Origin of the sequence: Aeromonas sp., assembly GCF_051657805.1 — a bacterium.
Taxonomy (GTDB): Bacteria; Pseudomonadota; Gammaproteobacteria; order Enterobacterales; family Aeromonadaceae; genus Aeromonas.
The window spans coordinates 1-13,479 of sequence record NZ_JBOFLJ010000016.1 but is presented as its reverse complement, the minus strand read 5'-3'; the positions used below and the strand labels follow the sequence as shown (position 1 = coordinate 13,479).

The following is a 13,479-nucleotide window of genomic DNA, read 5'->3' as shown; positions in this document are numbered from 1 at the left end:
GGTGTGGTTCTCCGCTGGTTAAAAAAGCTATCACAGCATGATGGGGACAAAGGGGCTGGCTCACAAGAGCCAGCCGTCACTTCTGTGCGATGGGCAGGCTGATGTGGAACTGGGCACCCTGGCCCGGCTCGCTGGCGCAATTGATGCGCCCGCGCAGCAGTTGCACCACCAGGTTGTAGATGATGTGGGTACCTAGCCCGCTGCCCCCGTGGCCCCGCTTGGAGGTGACGAAGGGATCGAAGATGCGTGGCAGTATCTCGGGGGGGATGCCGCGACCGTTGTCGCTGTAATCGATGACGAGCTCGTCGCCGCGCCGTTCCACCTTGATGCTGATCTTCTTGGGTCTGTCCCAGCCATCGAAGCCGTGGTTGATGGAGTTGAGGATAAGGTTGGAATAGATCTGGGTGAAGCTGCCCGGGAAGGAGTGGAGGCTCAGCTTGGGATCGCACTGGATGTCGACCTCGCACTGGGCCTTCTTCAGCTTGTGACCGAGCGAGACCACCACCTGGTGCAGGTTGTCCGCCAGGCTGAAGGTGTAGCGCGCCTCGGAGGATTGGTCGACGGCCACCTGCTTGAAGCTGGCGATCAGCTCGGAGGCGCGTCTCAGGTTGCCCTGCAGCAACTGCATCGATTCGTCGAGGTTCTGGGTGAACTCGGTCAGGTAGGAGCGGGAGAGCTGCTTGGCATCGATGTGCTGCTTGAAGTCGACCACCCGCTCCTGCAGGTAGGAGGAGGCGGTGACGCTGATGCCGATGGGGGTGTTGATCTCGTGGGCGACCCCGGCCACCAGCGAGCCGAGGGAGGCCATCTTCTCCGACTCCACCAGGGTCTGCTGGGCCTGTTTCAGGTCGTCGTAGGCCTTGCCGAGCTGGTCATTGGCATCGCTCAGGCTGCGGGTGCGGTCGGCCACCTTGCCTTCCAGCTGTTCGTTGAACAGGGTGATCTCCCGCTCCACCTTCTTGAGGCGGGTGATGTCGTAGCCGAATCCAATCAGATACTTGAGGTTGGGTCCCTCGTAGAAGGGGGCGAAGGTCCATTGCAGGGTCAGCTCCTCCCCCTGCTGGTCATGCATGACTATCTCGCGATCCGAGAGGGAGCCCTGCTCGGCCAGCAGCTCGGCCAGCTCGGTTTTTTGCTCTGGGGTGACGAACAGATCCAGCCAGTTGTGCTGCAGCAGCTCCTGATGGTGATAGCCGGTGAGCATGATGGCGGCCGGGTTGATGCTGGCGATGTTGAGATCCGGCTCCATGCAGCAGATGACCATGTTGGCCGAGTTGATCAGGGTGGCGGAGAAGTCCCGCTCCTGCTGCAGCTGATCGGCGGCCTGATGGCGGGCCGTGAACTCGTCATTCAAGCGGGTGCGCATCTGGTTGAGGGTGGCCGCCAGCAGATCGAACTCATCCGGATGCTTGCGAGGCTGGGTCCTGCCCTCCAGGGTCAGCTCCAGGGTCAGCCGGTCCAGGCTCAGGCGCTGGGCGTAGCTGACGATGCGGTTGATATGACGGATCACCAGATAGTAGATGATGACCAGGATGCAGAAGGAGACGAGCAGCGTCTTGATGGTCTGGCTGACCAGGATGAGCACGGACTTCTCGATGAGGCGCTGATAAATCTGATCTAGGGAGGCGGCCACGAAGAGTTTGCCCACCACTTCCCCCTGATAGGTGAGGTTGAACTCCCGGGAGATGTCGTACTGCTCTCGCTCCACCCCCTGGGTGAGCAGCGGCACTTCGGAGTTGCCCAGCATCTCCTTGACCATCACGAACTGCATGTTGGGCAGGTTCATGATGCCCTCTATCTGCACCTTGACCTGTTCCTCGTCCAGGTTCCACAGGCTGGCGGAGATGGGTTGCAGGAAAGAGGCCTCGATCTGATCGATGCTCGCTTCGATGACGGTCACATCCTTGTTGTAGTCCCAGGCGAGCTGCAACACGGTAATGATGAGCGCCAGCACAGTGCTGCAGATCAGAATGTAGGAGAGCAGACGGTAAGAGAGTCCGTTAAGGCCGACGGCCTTGGAGAAGAGTCCTGACATGGCGTCCTTGCGGTCTGGATTGAGTGCGGTTTAGTGTAACTGCTTCATGTAGCGATGTCGTGTGTCATGGAATGGATATAAGAAAGGCCCCGAAAGGGGCCTTTTTGGTATTAATGCGGGATCAGTGGTTTCCCTTCGCCTTGGCCGGGATGGACTCATCAAATTCCGGCAGCGGTTTGTGCTCTGAGGCCAGGAAGGTGTAGATCACCGGCAGCACGAACAGGGTGAACAGGGTACCTATGGCCAGCCCCGCGACGATGACGATGCCGATGCTGAAGCGCTGGGCCGCGCCGGCGCCGGAGGCGTAGAGCAGCGGGATGAGGCCCGCTATCATGGCCGCCGTGGTCATCAGTATGGGGCGCAGTCGCACCTTGGCCGCCTGCATCACCGCCTGCATCCGGTTCAGACCGTGCAACAACTGCTCTTCCTTGGCCACCTCACAGATCAGAATACCGTGCTTGGTAATCAGACCGACCAAGGTGATGAGGCCCACCTGGGAGTAGATGTTCATGGTCGCCAATCCCCAGGCCAGCGCGATCAAGGCGCCGCTGATGGCCAGTGGCACCGAGACCATGATGACCAGGGGGTCACGAATGGATTCGAACTGGATGGCCAGCACCAGGAAGATGATGGCCAGTGCCAGCGCGAAGGTGGCATAGAGGGCATTGCCTTCGGTCACGAACTGGCGAGCCTCACCCATGAAGTCGTAGCGGTAGCCTTGCGGCAGCTTCTCTTCGGCGGTGGCCTTGAACCAGTTGATGGCATCACCCATGGCCACGCCCGGTGCCGGTACGGCGCCTATGGTGGCGGAGTTCAGCTGGTTGAAGTGGGGCAGGGCGCGGGGCTCACCCATGATCTCGATGCTGATCAGGCTGCCGAGGGGGATGGACTTGCCGTCGGCGGCGCGCACGTAGTAACCCTTCATGGATTCGGGGTTCATACGGAATTTACGCTCCACCTGGGGGATCACCTCGTAGGAACGGCCATCCAGATCGATACGGTTGACGTAGCCATCCGCCATCATGGTACCCATGGTGGTGCCTATGTCCTGCATGGTGATGCCGTAGGCACCGGCCTTGTCCTTGTCGATGTTGATCTTCATGGTGGCCGAGTCGTAGTTCAGATCGAGATCCGAATAGACGAACTGACCGTTGGCCTGGGTGGCCGCCAGCATCTCACCCGCGATCAGGAACAGGCTCTCGAAGCTGTTCGGGGTGGTGATGACGAACTGGATGGGCAGACCGCTGGACGCACCCGGCAGTTCGGGGAACTGGAAGGTGGTGATGGCCATGCCGGGGATGTCGGTCACCAGACCGGCGACCCTGTCCAGCACCTCTTTCTGGCTCGCCTCACGCTCGCTCCAGGGCACCATGGACGCGATACCGAACGCCTGGTTGGAGTTGAACACCCCGGAGAAGACCTGGGCATAGGCGATTTCCGGTTGCTCATCCAGGATCTTGTTCACATCGATCATGGTGTTTTCGATGTAATCCAGGTTGGCATTGGAGGGCGCCGTCGCCAGGACCGCCATGACCCCTTTGTCTTCCGACGGAGCCAGTTCACTCGGGATGAACTTGAACAGCAGCGGCAGGCTGGCGAACACGATGACGGCGAACAGCACCACCACGATGCGTTTTTGCATCACGGCATGCAGCATGCGGTCGTAGCGTTCCGTCATCCTGTCCAGCAGGTGGTGCACCGTGCTCTCGAACTTGTTCGGCTTGGCGTTGGCCTTGAGCATCTTGGAGCACATCATGGGGGACAGGGTCAGGGCTATGATGCCCGAGACGAACACAGCCCCCGCCAGGGTCAGCGCGAACTCCTTGAACAGGGAGCCCGTGATGCCCCCCATCAGGGCGATGGGCGCATACACGGCGGCCAGGGTGACCGTCATGGCGATAACCGGAATGGCGATCTCCCGGGTGCCTATGATGGCGGCCCTGAAGGGTTCTTCTCCCTCCTTGATGTGTCGGTCGACGTTCTCCAGCACCACGATGGCGTCATCCACCACCAGGCCGATCGCCAGCACCATGGCCAGCAAGGTCATGAGATTGATGGAGAAGCCGAACACATCCATCATCATGACCACGCCGATCAGGCTCAGGGGTATGGTGATGATGGGGATGATGACGGCCCGGAAGGACCCCAGGAACAGGGTGATCACCACCAGTACGATGGCGGCCGCCTCCAGTATGGTCTTGATAACCTCGTGGATGGACTCGTTGATGGCGATGGTGGAGTCATACAGCACGTTGGTCTGCATGGTGCTCGGCATGTTGCGCTTGAGGTCCGGCAGCAGCTCCAGCACATCGTGGGCTATGGTGATGGGGTTCGCTGTCGGCGCCGCGTTGATAGCGACGACCACGGCCTCTTTGCCGTTGGCACTGGCGCGATAGATGTCGTGGCTCTTCTCCAGGGTCACCTTGGCGATATCGGAGAGGCGGATCACCTTGCCGTCACGGGTGGCCACCACCAGGCGCTTGAGCTCATCCGTGCTCTCGACCTGGGTCTTGGCATTGCCGTTGAACAGGGTGAAGTAACCGGTCGCCTGACCCGTGGCGGACTGATAGTTGTTGCTGTTGAGCACCGTCATCACGTCGCTGGCGGTCAGATCGAAGGCCGCCATCTTGGCCGGATCCAGCCATACCCGCAGGGCAAATTCGACCCCGCCGTAGATGTCGATCTTGGAGACCCCGCCCACGGTAAACAGCTGGGGCTTGATGACCCGTTCCAGGTAGTCGGTGATCTGGCTGGAGCTCAGCTCGGGGCTGGTGAAGCCCATGTAGAGCACCGCCGTGGTGGAGCCGGTGGAGGAGGTGACCGAGGGGTCTTCCGCCTCTTTGGGCAACTGGGAGCGCACCGAGTTCACCTTGGCCAGGATGTCGGACAGCGCGGCGTTGGGGTCGGTGTTGAGCTTCATATAGGCGGTGATGGTGGAGCTGCCCAGCTGACTGGAGGAGGTCATGAAGTCGATGTTGTCGGCTTGCGCGACCGCCTGCTCAAGGGGCTGAGTGATGAAGCCCTGGATCAGATCCGAGCTGGCCCCGTAGTAGCTGGTACTGACCGTGATCACCGTGTTGGTGACCTCGGGGTACTCCCGCACCTGCATCTTGAAAATGGCCTGGAAGCCCAGCAAGGCGATCAGGAAGCTGATCGAGATTGCCAGCACCGGCCGTTTTATGAATATGTCGGTAAATCGCATCGTAGATCTCCGCGCTTACAGCATCGGGGTTTGTGCCGGAACGGCCAGGGCATCGTTCTTGACCACGCGCACCTTGGTATCGTTACTCAGGCGAACCTGACCCGACAACACGATTTCATCGCCAGCCTTGATGCCGGACAGCACATGGACATCGTTGCCGCGGCGCTCACCGGCCTTGACCACGACCTGCTTGGCCCGCTTGGCTCCCTCCACGTCATGAATGATGTAGACGTTCTCCCCATACAGGGTGAAGGAGATGGCGGACTGCGGGATCACGATCTGATCCTTGACCGTCGGCAAAATGATGCTGGCGCGCGCAAACATGCCGGAGCGAAGCTGGCCGTCGTTGTTCGGGATGGCTGCCTGCACCTGGATCAGACCGCTCTGGTAGTTGACCGCGGGTTCGATGGCGGTGATCTGGCCCTCAAACTGATCGTTAGGGTAGGCGTCTACCCCAATCTTGATGGTCTGACCGAGGGAGATCTTGGAGATGTCGGTCTGGGGCACGGTGAAGCGCAGGCGCATCACGCTGGTGTCTTCCAGTCGCACTATCTCGGTGCCCGGCTCCAGATACTGGCCGAGGAAGACGTTGCGCAGACCCACGGCACCGCCGAAGGGGGCGCGTACTTCACGGCGGGCTATGGTGCCCTTCAGGCTCTCGATGTCGGCCTCGAGGGAGCGGTAGCTGGCCTCGGCGTCATCCAGCTGATCCCGGGAGATGGAGTTCTTCTGGTACAGGTTCTGGTAGCGCTCGAACTTGGCGCGCGCCGCCGGCAGCCTGGCCTGGGAAGACTTCAGATTGGCCTTTTCCACGCTGGAGTCCAGGCTCAGCAGCAGTTGATCCGGCTTGACCTGGGCACCCGACTCGAAGCTGATGTTGTCTATGGTGCCTGCCAGCTCGCTGGAGAGGGTCACCCCCTGGTTCGGCTCGATGAAACCGATCGCCTCTATGGTGGGTACCCAGTCCTGTGCCTTGGTCACCATGGCGGTCACCGGGAACTCGGGCTCGGGGCGGTTGGCCATAAACTCCGCAATCTTCTTCTGTTTGAACAAATTGAAACCGATGACACTGCCAAACAGAACGAGTGCAATCAGCAACATGATGGCCATCCACTTTTTCATGAACAGGCTCCTGTGGTGGAAAAATTAGGGTTTAAAATGGCATTCCAGCTGGCTCTTATCGCGGTTTCCAGCTGTTCCTGCGTCAATTCAAAAGGGTGGGCCCGACGCAACTGCGCCAGGTTGGCCACGCAATCCAGGCTCAGTGTCTGCAACACCAGGACGGGTAAATCGATAAACAATCCCTGTTGGCGACCCTGTTCAAAAAAGTTTTCAAGCGGCGCCCACGCCGCCATTATGACCGGATCCTGCTCCAATTCAGCCCCCAGTGGGGAACTTTCGTACTGCAATTTACATTTCAGTGCGTTGGGGCTGTTGATGAAGATGGACTCTATGTTGAGCCACAGGCGCCGATACTGCCGAAATGACACCTCCTCTATCTGCACGCCCTCCATGACCAGAGGATGACACTTGAGGATAGTGTGCTTGTACAACTGGCGGATCAGGTCATCCTTGTCGCTGAAGTAGCGGTAGATGGTCCCCGCGGCGACATTGGCTTTCTTGGCGACCACGGCGATGGAGAGGCCGAAGAAGCCTTGCTCGCCGAGGACCTCGCGCGCTGCCTCGAAAATGCGCTCTTTCTTATCCATGTATCTTCCGACTGCAACGGCTGAATGAACGTTCATTCATTCTAGGTTGAGAAGTGGGCAAGTCAAGGGGAGGGAAGGGGTTTCCCGTGGGATCCGCCGCCGAAAGTGGGTCGACTGAGGACGATTTCCAACTGGCATGGGCAGAAAAGCTATAAAACCGCACAAAGCGATGGAAAAACAGACGGTTGATTCGTCGAGATGAAAAAACAGTGGACAAGGCAGACTCCATCATCAATAATGCGCCCCGTTCGACAGCGTAGCGCCCGTAGCTCAGCTGGATAGAGCGCTGCCCTCCGGAGGCAGAGGTCACAGGTTCGAATCCTGTCGGGCGCACCATCAAAAGTGCGCCAGTTAAACGGGCGTTGTTGTGGAACAAAACAGCTGTGGTGGCTGTAGCTCAGTTGGTAGAGTCCCGGATTGTGATTCCGGTTGTCGTGGGTTCGAGCCCCATCAGCCACCCCATTTTACAGCTTGTCAGGTATGCGAAGGTGGCGGAATTGGTAGACGCGCTAGCTTCAGGTGTTAGTGCCCCCCGGGTGTGAGGGTTCGAGTCCCTCTCTTCGCACCATACTTGCTGTATGACGAGGATGACCATAAGGTCATCTTTGTATTTTGGAAATACCCCCTCGGTGATTAGCGCAGCCCGGTAGCGCATCTGGTTTGGGACCAGAGGGTCAAAGGTTCGAATCCTTTATCACCGACCACATTCTAAAACCTCGCTCAGGCGGGGTTTTTGCTTTTCTGCGATCCGCACGGCCGTTTCTGTCACGTCTTTTTACACTTCTCTTGGCGCCGGAATGGCGGGAGTTCGTTATGCTGGGTGCCAGTCTCACGAGACAGTGAGCACCATGGAACAGCTTCAGGCACCTATCTTATGCGGCACAATTCTCTACAGCCCGGCCTGTTGGCCCTGCTCACCCTGATGCTGGGGGGCTGTGCTGCCCTGCAGCCCAAACCGGATGCACTCTTGTTGGGGGCGGCTCCCAAGGCTGCGCGTACGACGACGGCGGCCCTGATCACCAGCGGTGGCTTCTGCGTCACTCTGACTGAGCAGAATACCCTGCTGACACAGGAGTGTGATCAAGAGGCCCATCAGGCGTTCGACTGGGATGCCGGGGCGCTGCAGCTGGCTCAGCGTTGTCTGGTTGCCAAGGGGGGAGACGGGCTCACCCTGGCGGATTGCCGGGACGATAGCCATCAATGGCAGTGGCAGGCGGATCGCCTGTTCAACCGGCAGCTCTCCCTCTGCCTGGATGTGGCCGGTCGTCGTCATCACCCCGGCACCCCATTGCGTCTGGCGGAGTGCTACGGTGGTGCCAACCAGAGCTTTGAGTGGAAGCAGGACGGCGGCATGCTGGACAGTCTGGGGTTGCCCAGGCTGCCCTGGTGAGCCGGACCTCAGGAGAGTAATCCTCAGCGCGAATACAAAAAGGGTGGCCATGAGCCACCCTTTTACGTTTCTGGCGAGGCGCCTTCCTCAGGCGACGCTGGAGGCGAACAGTCGCTCCAGATAGACGGCGACGCCGTCGTCGTCGGAACTCAGGGTCTGATCGTGCTGCGGCAGGGCCAGCTTGAGGCGATCGTGGGCGTTGCCCATCACCACGCCACGGCCCACCATGCTCAGCATCTCGAAGTCGTTCATGCCATCGCCAAAGGCAACCGCCTGGGACATCTCCAGCCCGTGCTGTTCCAGCACGGCGCGTACGGCGTTGCCCTTGTGTACCCCGGCGTGCATCACCTCGAGGCAGTCCGGCAGGGAGAAGGTGACGTTGAGCCGATCACCATAATGCTGGTTGAGGTGTGCCTCGATCTGCAGCAGCTTCTCGTGCTCGCCGATGTAGAACACCTTGTTGACCTTGTCCATCGGGTGGGTGGCCAGATCGGCCAGACGATAGGTGAAGCCGGAGTCGTGATGGAACTGCAGCAACCAGGGTAGCTCCTCTTCCACCAGCCACTCGTCGCCGTAGTAGACGTTGAGATGGATGGAGGGATCGCGCTCCAGCGCGATCAGCTCGGCCGCCACCGTATCCGGCAGGGCCTGGTTGTAGATCAGCTGATCCTGCTTGTCGTGTACCACGGCGCCGTTGGAGGTGATGAGGTAGATATCCAGCCCCAGGGCATCGCGGATGCTGCGCACGTCCACGTGGTGACGACCGGTAGCGACCACGAACTTGATCCCCTGATCCACCAGGCGGTGCAGGGTGTCACGGGTGCGGGGGGAGATCTGGTGCTGCTTGTTGAGCAGGGTACCATCGAGATCGGATACGACTACCTTGAACATCTTTACCTCGGCATGAATGGAACGCCGGGGCAGTGTACCCCAGCGTCCTGCGTCACCCCATTTATTTAGGGATACAAAAAATAGCCAGTGCCGGCAGGGCTAGAAGCGGGCGAAGAAGTCCAGGGTGGCGGTCAGTACCGGCATGCGCTGGGCATCCGCCTCCATAAACAGCTCGTGCCAGGCCCCCTCGATGCGCAGTGGCTTGCCCCCCTCACAGCGGGCCCTGGCGCAGAATGCATCCTGGGCGGCATTGTCGACGATGCTGTCGTCCCCCGCCTGGATCAGCAGCAGGGGGGTCTTGATGCGATCCGCCTGGGCGACGACCTCATCCCCGGCCCGAATGCCTTCCCGGATCCAGTGGGCGGTGACGCCGCCGAGCTTGATTTGCGGCTGCTGCTCGTAGAGTTCCCGGAAGGCCTGGTAGCGCGGCTCGCTGTGGCTGAGATCGTTGCCCGCAAACTCATGGGAGACATAGCCCCCCTGACCCGGCCCGTAGGGCGGCTCACCCCACCAGCCGCCGACCGTGTCCATGGTGGCCGCCAGCCCCTTGGCGAGCCACTTGGGCAGGCCGCCGAGGTTGATGCCCATCATGGGGGAGGAGAGTACGGCTGCCTTGATGTCATCCGGCCAGCGTTCCAGGTAGCGGGCCGAGATGGCACCCCCCATGGAGTGAGCCAGCAGGAACAGCTTGGCGGGCTTGTCCTGAGCTATGACCTCGTCGTGGAACTGCTTCAGATCCACCACATAGTCGTCGAAGTCTGCCACATAGCCCTTCTCGGGATCCGCCAGCAGGCGGCCGGAGAGGCCCTGACCACGGTGATCGATGAGGTAGAGGCTGTAGCCCTGGCGCCACAGGTCCCAGGCCAGCTCCTGATACTTGAGGTAGCTCTCGACCCGGCCGTTGACGATGAGGATGGCTCTGTCCACCCTGGCCTGGCGCAGGACGGCGTAGCGGATGCTGACCCCGTCCTTGCCCTTGAACTCCCCCGGGACAGCGTGCTCACGCCAGAAATCGGGCAGAGTCTGCTGGTGGAGGGCGGGCACCTCGGCCTCTGTGGTCAGCTGATAGGGGTTGTTCACGGCGAGGGCTCCGGCAGAAAACAGGGTCAGGGCCAGCAGGGGCAGGCAGTTAAATTTCATCGGATGGATACTCCATGTCCATTTGGTCTTCCTGTTGGGCAGCCCAGCCCTTGCGGGTCAGCTGCATCTGCTGCCACCAGGCCTCGTCCGCCAGGATCTCGCCGGCCGGCCCGAGCTGGGGATAGGACATCTCCTTCTCCTTGCAGAGCTGGGCATAGATGGGATAGCCCCCCTCGAACAAGATGCTGTTTTGCTCCTCGAGGCTTAAAGGGCAGCCGCGCCGGTAGCAACCGGCCAGCTCCCGCTGGCGCTGGGCCTCGTACAGGATGGCGGCGGCGGCCACCGAGACGTTGAGGGACTGCACCATGCCCACCATGGGGATGACGATATGGTGATCGGCCAGGGCCAGCGCCTCTTCGCCGATGCCGTGCTTCTCCTGGCCCACCAATATGGCGGTGGGCCTGGTGTAGTCGATGGCGCGAAAGTCCACCGAGCTCTCCGACAAATGGGTCGCCAGGATCTGCATGCCGGCGGCCTTCAGCTCGCCGACGGCGGAGCCTATGTCCGGGTGCAGCTTCACATCCACCCAGTTCTGGCTGCCGCGGGCCGTGCCCTTGCGCTTGTGGATCCAGGTCTTGGGCCAGACCGCATGCACGCGGTGGATGCCGATGGCGTCGGCGGTGCGCACTATGGCGGCCAGGTTGTGGGGCTTGTGGACCTCTTCCATGCAGACGGTCAGGTCGAGCTGACGCATGGCCAGCATGTCGGAGATGCGTTTAAAGCGTTCAGGTGTCATGTCAGTTTCTATCGAGTGAGGCTGGTGAACGTCTTCCCATGCATACAGACGGTCAAATCGAGCTGACGCCGGGCCAGCATGCTACCGATGGGAATCATGGGTCGTCTCTCTAAAAGCAGCAGGCGGCTCGCGCCGCCTGTGTTCAGTTCTTCTGTCGGCTCACCCTGAGCACGTTGGGCATCACCCGGATCTTGCGCATGATGTTGGCGAGGTGGATCCGGCTCTGGGTGGTGATGAGCAGGGTGACCAGATAGACGCGGCCATCCTTCTCTTCGGTGCTGATGGCGTGGATGTTGGCACCTGTGGCCGCGATCACGTTGGCCAGCTCCGCCAGTGCACCCTGATGGTTGATGATCTCGATGCTGATACCGGTACGGAACTCCTGTTCCTGCTCCTTGTCCACTTCCCACTGCACCGGCAGGTATTTGTCCGGTTCGCGGCTGTAGCCCTTGATGTTGCGGCAGGACTCCTGGTGAATGACCAGCCCCTTGCCCGGGCTGATGTGGGCGATGATGGCGTCCCCCGGGATGGGGCGGCAGCAGTTCGCGAAGGTGACCAGCATGCCGTCGGCACCCTTGATCGGCATCTTCTTGCTGCTGGATTTCGGCTGCTCTTCCGGCGGCAGCTCATCCCCCAGCATGCGGCGCGCCACCATGACGCTCATGGCGTTGCCGAGGCCCACATCGGCCAGCAAGCCCTGCAGGTTCTCGTGCTTGGTGTCAGCCAGCACCTGCTTGATACGCGGCTCCGGGATGTCTTCGATGTTCTTGGCACCCAGGGCGTGGTTCAGCAGGCGACGGCCCAGCACCACGGACTCCTCGGTGCGCAGGTTCTTGAGGAACTGGCGGATCTTGGAGCGGGCCTTGGTGGTCACCACGAAGTTGAGCCAGGCCGCGTTAGGACGGGCGCCGGGGGCCGTGATGATCTCCACCGTCTGGCCCGAGTGCAGCGGGCTGCTGAGCGGATAGGGGTGGCGGTCGACCCTTGAGCCCACGCAGGCGTGGCCGATGTCGGTGTGCACCGTGTAGGCGAAGTCCACCGGGGTGGCGCCGGCGGGCAGCTCCATGATGCGGCCCTCCGGGGTGAAGACGTAGATCTCGTCCGGGAAGAGGTCGGTCTTGACCCCTTCGATGAATTCGAACGAGCTGCCGGCGCTCTGCTGCAGCTCCAGCAGGCTCTGCATCCAGCGCTGGGCGCGGATCTGGGCCGTGGTGCCCGAGCTGTCGCCATCCTGCTTGTAGGCCCAGTGGGCGGCAACCCCCTTGTCGGCCATCTGATCCATGAATTCGGTACGGATCTGCACCTCCACCGGCACCCCGTGGGGACCGACCAATGAGGTGTGCAGGGACTGGTAACCGTTGGTCTTGGGGATGGCGATATAGTCTTTGAAGCGGCCGGGGCGCGGCTTGTAGAGGCTGTGCATCTGCCCAAGCACCCGGTAACAGGTATCTATGTCTTTCACTCGCACTCTGAAAGCATAGATGTCCATCACTTCATGGAATTGCAGTTCTTTCTTCTCCATCTTGTTGTAGATGGAGAACAGGTTCTTCTCGCGACCGCTCACCTGACAGTCGATGCCGGCCTCCCGCAGCCGTCCCTCTATCTCGCTGTGGATGGAATCGATGATCTCCCGGCGATTGCCGCGGGCGCGGCGCACCGATTCCCGCAGCACCCGGGAGCGCATGGGATAGAGCGCCTCGAAGCCGAGCTCTTCCAGCTCGTTCTTCATGGTGTGGATGCCGAGGCGGTTCGCGATGGGGGCGAAGATCTCCAGGGTCTCGCGGGCGATGCGGCGACGCTTGTCCGGGCGCAGTGAGCCCAGGGTGCGCATGTTGTGGGTGCGGTCGGCGAGCTTGATCAGGATGACCCGGATGTCCTGGGTCATGGCCATCATCATCTTGCGGAAGTTCTCGGCCTGGGCCTCTTTGCGATCGCGGAATTTCAGCTTGTCGAGCTTGGAGACGCCGGACACCAGCTCGGCCACGGCATTGCCGAACTGCTCGGCCAGGTCGTCCTTGGTGACGGGAGTGTCTTCGATGACGTCGTGCAGCACGGCGGCCATCAGGGTCTCATGGTCCAGACGCATGTCACCCAGAATACGGGCGACGGCAACCGGGTGGGTGATATAGGGCTCGCCGCTGGAACGCATCTGTCCCTGGTGAGCGTCACGGGCCACCACATAGGCTTGCCTGAGCTTCTCGACCTGCTCGGATGGCAGGTAGGAACTGGCTATTTCTTTAAGGTTTTCAAATAAATACAAGACAGTCCCCGCAGCGGTGATACGGCAATCCGTGAAATTGAGGGTATGCCCCTGAGTTTGCGAGGTTTTCGAGCGGTTGTAAATGGGGGAGAGCGGTCGGCACCCGGGCGGGTGCC

At 60.8% G+C, this 13,479-nt stretch carries 9 protein-coding genes and 4 tRNA genes; 5 read left to right on the top strand and 8 right to left on the bottom strand.

Going from position 1 to position 13,479, the window contains the following annotated elements; genetic code table 11:
* Window positions 1–76 precede the first annotated feature (76 nt).
* The 4 genes from ACRCYW_RS05265 to ACRCYW_RS05250 all read right to left on the bottom strand — a co-directional run bounded on the left by ACRCYW_RS05265 (window position 77) and on the right by ACRCYW_RS05250 (window position 6,946).
* A complete protein-coding gene (locus ACRCYW_RS05265; protein WP_438549107.1) occupies window positions 77–2,035 on the bottom strand; it encodes an ATP-binding protein in 1,959 nt (652 codons plus the stop codon).
* A 121-nt stretch (window positions 2,036–2,156) separates the two neighbouring features.
* Window positions 2,157–5,237: a multidrug efflux RND transporter permease subunit gene (locus ACRCYW_RS05260; protein ID WP_438549106.1), complete on the bottom strand. Its 3,081-nt coding sequence runs from the start codon at window positions 5,235–5,237 to the stop codon at window positions 2,157–2,159.
* A 15-nt stretch (window positions 5,238–5,252) separates the two neighbouring features.
* Window positions 5,253–6,359, bottom strand: a complete 1,107-nt coding sequence (locus tag ACRCYW_RS05255) for an efflux RND transporter periplasmic adaptor subunit (protein ID WP_438549105.1) — start codon at window positions 6,357–6,359, stop codon at window positions 5,253–5,255.
* Entirely contained in the window at window positions 6,356–6,946 is a 591-nt protein-coding gene (locus ACRCYW_RS05250; protein WP_438549104.1) for a TetR/AcrR family transcriptional regulator, read from the bottom strand. The genes ACRCYW_RS05255 and ACRCYW_RS05250 overlap by 4 nt, the downstream gene beginning before the upstream one ends.
* Before the next feature lie 259 nt (window positions 6,947–7,205).
* Here ACRCYW_RS05250 and ACRCYW_RS05245 point away from each other — a divergent pair.
* The 5 genes from ACRCYW_RS05245 (at window position 7,206) to ACRCYW_RS05225 (ending at window position 8,336) form a co-directional block, all read left to right on the top strand.
* A tRNA-Arg gene (locus ACRCYW_RS05245) sits at window positions 7,206–7,282 on the top strand.
* Window positions 7,283–7,332: 50 nt separating this feature from the next.
* Window positions 7,333–7,408 (top strand) — tRNA-His (locus tag ACRCYW_RS05240).
* 20 nt (window positions 7,409–7,428) lie between these two features.
* Window positions 7,429–7,514, top strand: a tRNA-Leu gene (locus tag ACRCYW_RS05235).
* A gap of 59 nt (window positions 7,515–7,573) precedes the next feature.
* A tRNA-Pro gene (locus ACRCYW_RS05230) sits at window positions 7,574–7,650 on the top strand.
* A 170-nt stretch (window positions 7,651–7,820) separates the two neighbouring features.
* A complete protein-coding gene (locus ACRCYW_RS05225; protein WP_438549103.1) occupies window positions 7,821–8,336 on the top strand; it encodes a ricin-type beta-trefoil lectin domain protein in 516 nt (171 codons plus the stop codon).
* Between the two features lie 87 nt (window positions 8,337–8,423).
* Here ACRCYW_RS05225 and ACRCYW_RS05220 read toward each other — a convergent pair whose 3' ends face one another.
* The 4 genes from ACRCYW_RS05220 to spoT all read right to left on the bottom strand — a co-directional run bounded on the left by ACRCYW_RS05220 (window position 8,424) and on the right by spoT (window position 13,363).
* Window positions 8,424–9,227, bottom strand: coding sequence for a Cof-type HAD-IIB family hydrolase (locus ACRCYW_RS05220; RefSeq protein WP_438549102.1), 804 nt, complete (start codon window positions 9,225–9,227; stop codon window positions 8,424–8,426).
* Window positions 9,228–9,326: 99 nt separating this feature from the next.
* On the bottom strand, window positions 9,327–10,367 hold the full coding sequence (locus ACRCYW_RS05215) for an alpha/beta fold hydrolase (RefSeq protein ID WP_438549101.1): 1,041 nt from the start codon (window positions 10,365–10,367) through the stop codon (window positions 9,327–9,329).
* Window positions 10,357–11,103, bottom strand: a complete 747-nt coding sequence (gene trmH, locus ACRCYW_RS05210; RefSeq protein ID WP_438549100.1) for a tRNA (guanosine(18)-2'-O)-methyltransferase TrmH — start codon at window positions 11,101–11,103, stop codon at window positions 10,357–10,359. The genes ACRCYW_RS05215 and trmH overlap by 11 nt, the downstream gene beginning before the upstream one ends.
* A gap of 142 nt (window positions 11,104–11,245) precedes the next feature.
* Entirely contained in the window at window positions 11,246–13,363 is a 2,118-nt protein-coding gene (gene spoT, locus ACRCYW_RS05205; RefSeq protein WP_438549099.1) for a bifunctional GTP diphosphokinase/guanosine-3',5'-bis pyrophosphate 3'-pyrophosphohydrolase, read from the bottom strand.
* Window positions 13,364–13,479: the final 116 nt, after the last annotated feature.

Excerpts from the sequence above, each read along its gene's own strand:
- ACRCYW_RS05265 (WP_438549107.1), bottom strand. The coding sequence starts at position 2,035 with ATGTCAGGACTCTTCTCCAAGGCCGTCGGCCTTAACGGACTCTCTTAC.
- ACRCYW_RS05260 (WP_438549106.1), bottom strand. The coding sequence starts at position 5,237 with ATGCGATTTACCGACATATTCATAAAACGGCCGGTGCTGGCAATCTCG.
- ACRCYW_RS05255 (WP_438549105.1), bottom strand. The coding sequence starts at position 6,359 with ATGAAAAAGTGGATGGCCATCATGTTGCTGATTGCACTCGTTCTGTTT.
- ACRCYW_RS05250 (WP_438549104.1), bottom strand. The coding sequence starts at position 6,946 with ATGGATAAGAAAGAGCGCATTTTCGAGGCAGCGCGCGAGGTCCTCGGC.
- ACRCYW_RS05225 (WP_438549103.1), top strand. The coding sequence starts at position 7,821 with ATGCGGCACAATTCTCTACAGCCCGGCCTGTTGGCCCTGCTCACCCTG.
- ACRCYW_RS05220 (WP_438549102.1), bottom strand. The coding sequence starts at position 9,227 with ATGTTCAAGGTAGTCGTATCCGATCTCGATGGTACCCTGCTCAACAAG.
- ACRCYW_RS05215 (WP_438549101.1), bottom strand. The coding sequence starts at position 10,367 with ATGAAATTTAACTGCCTGCCCCTGCTGGCCCTGACCCTGTTTTCTGCC.
- trmH (WP_438549100.1), bottom strand. The coding sequence starts at position 11,103 with ATGACACCTGAACGCTTTAAACGCATCTCCGACATGCTGGCCATGCGT.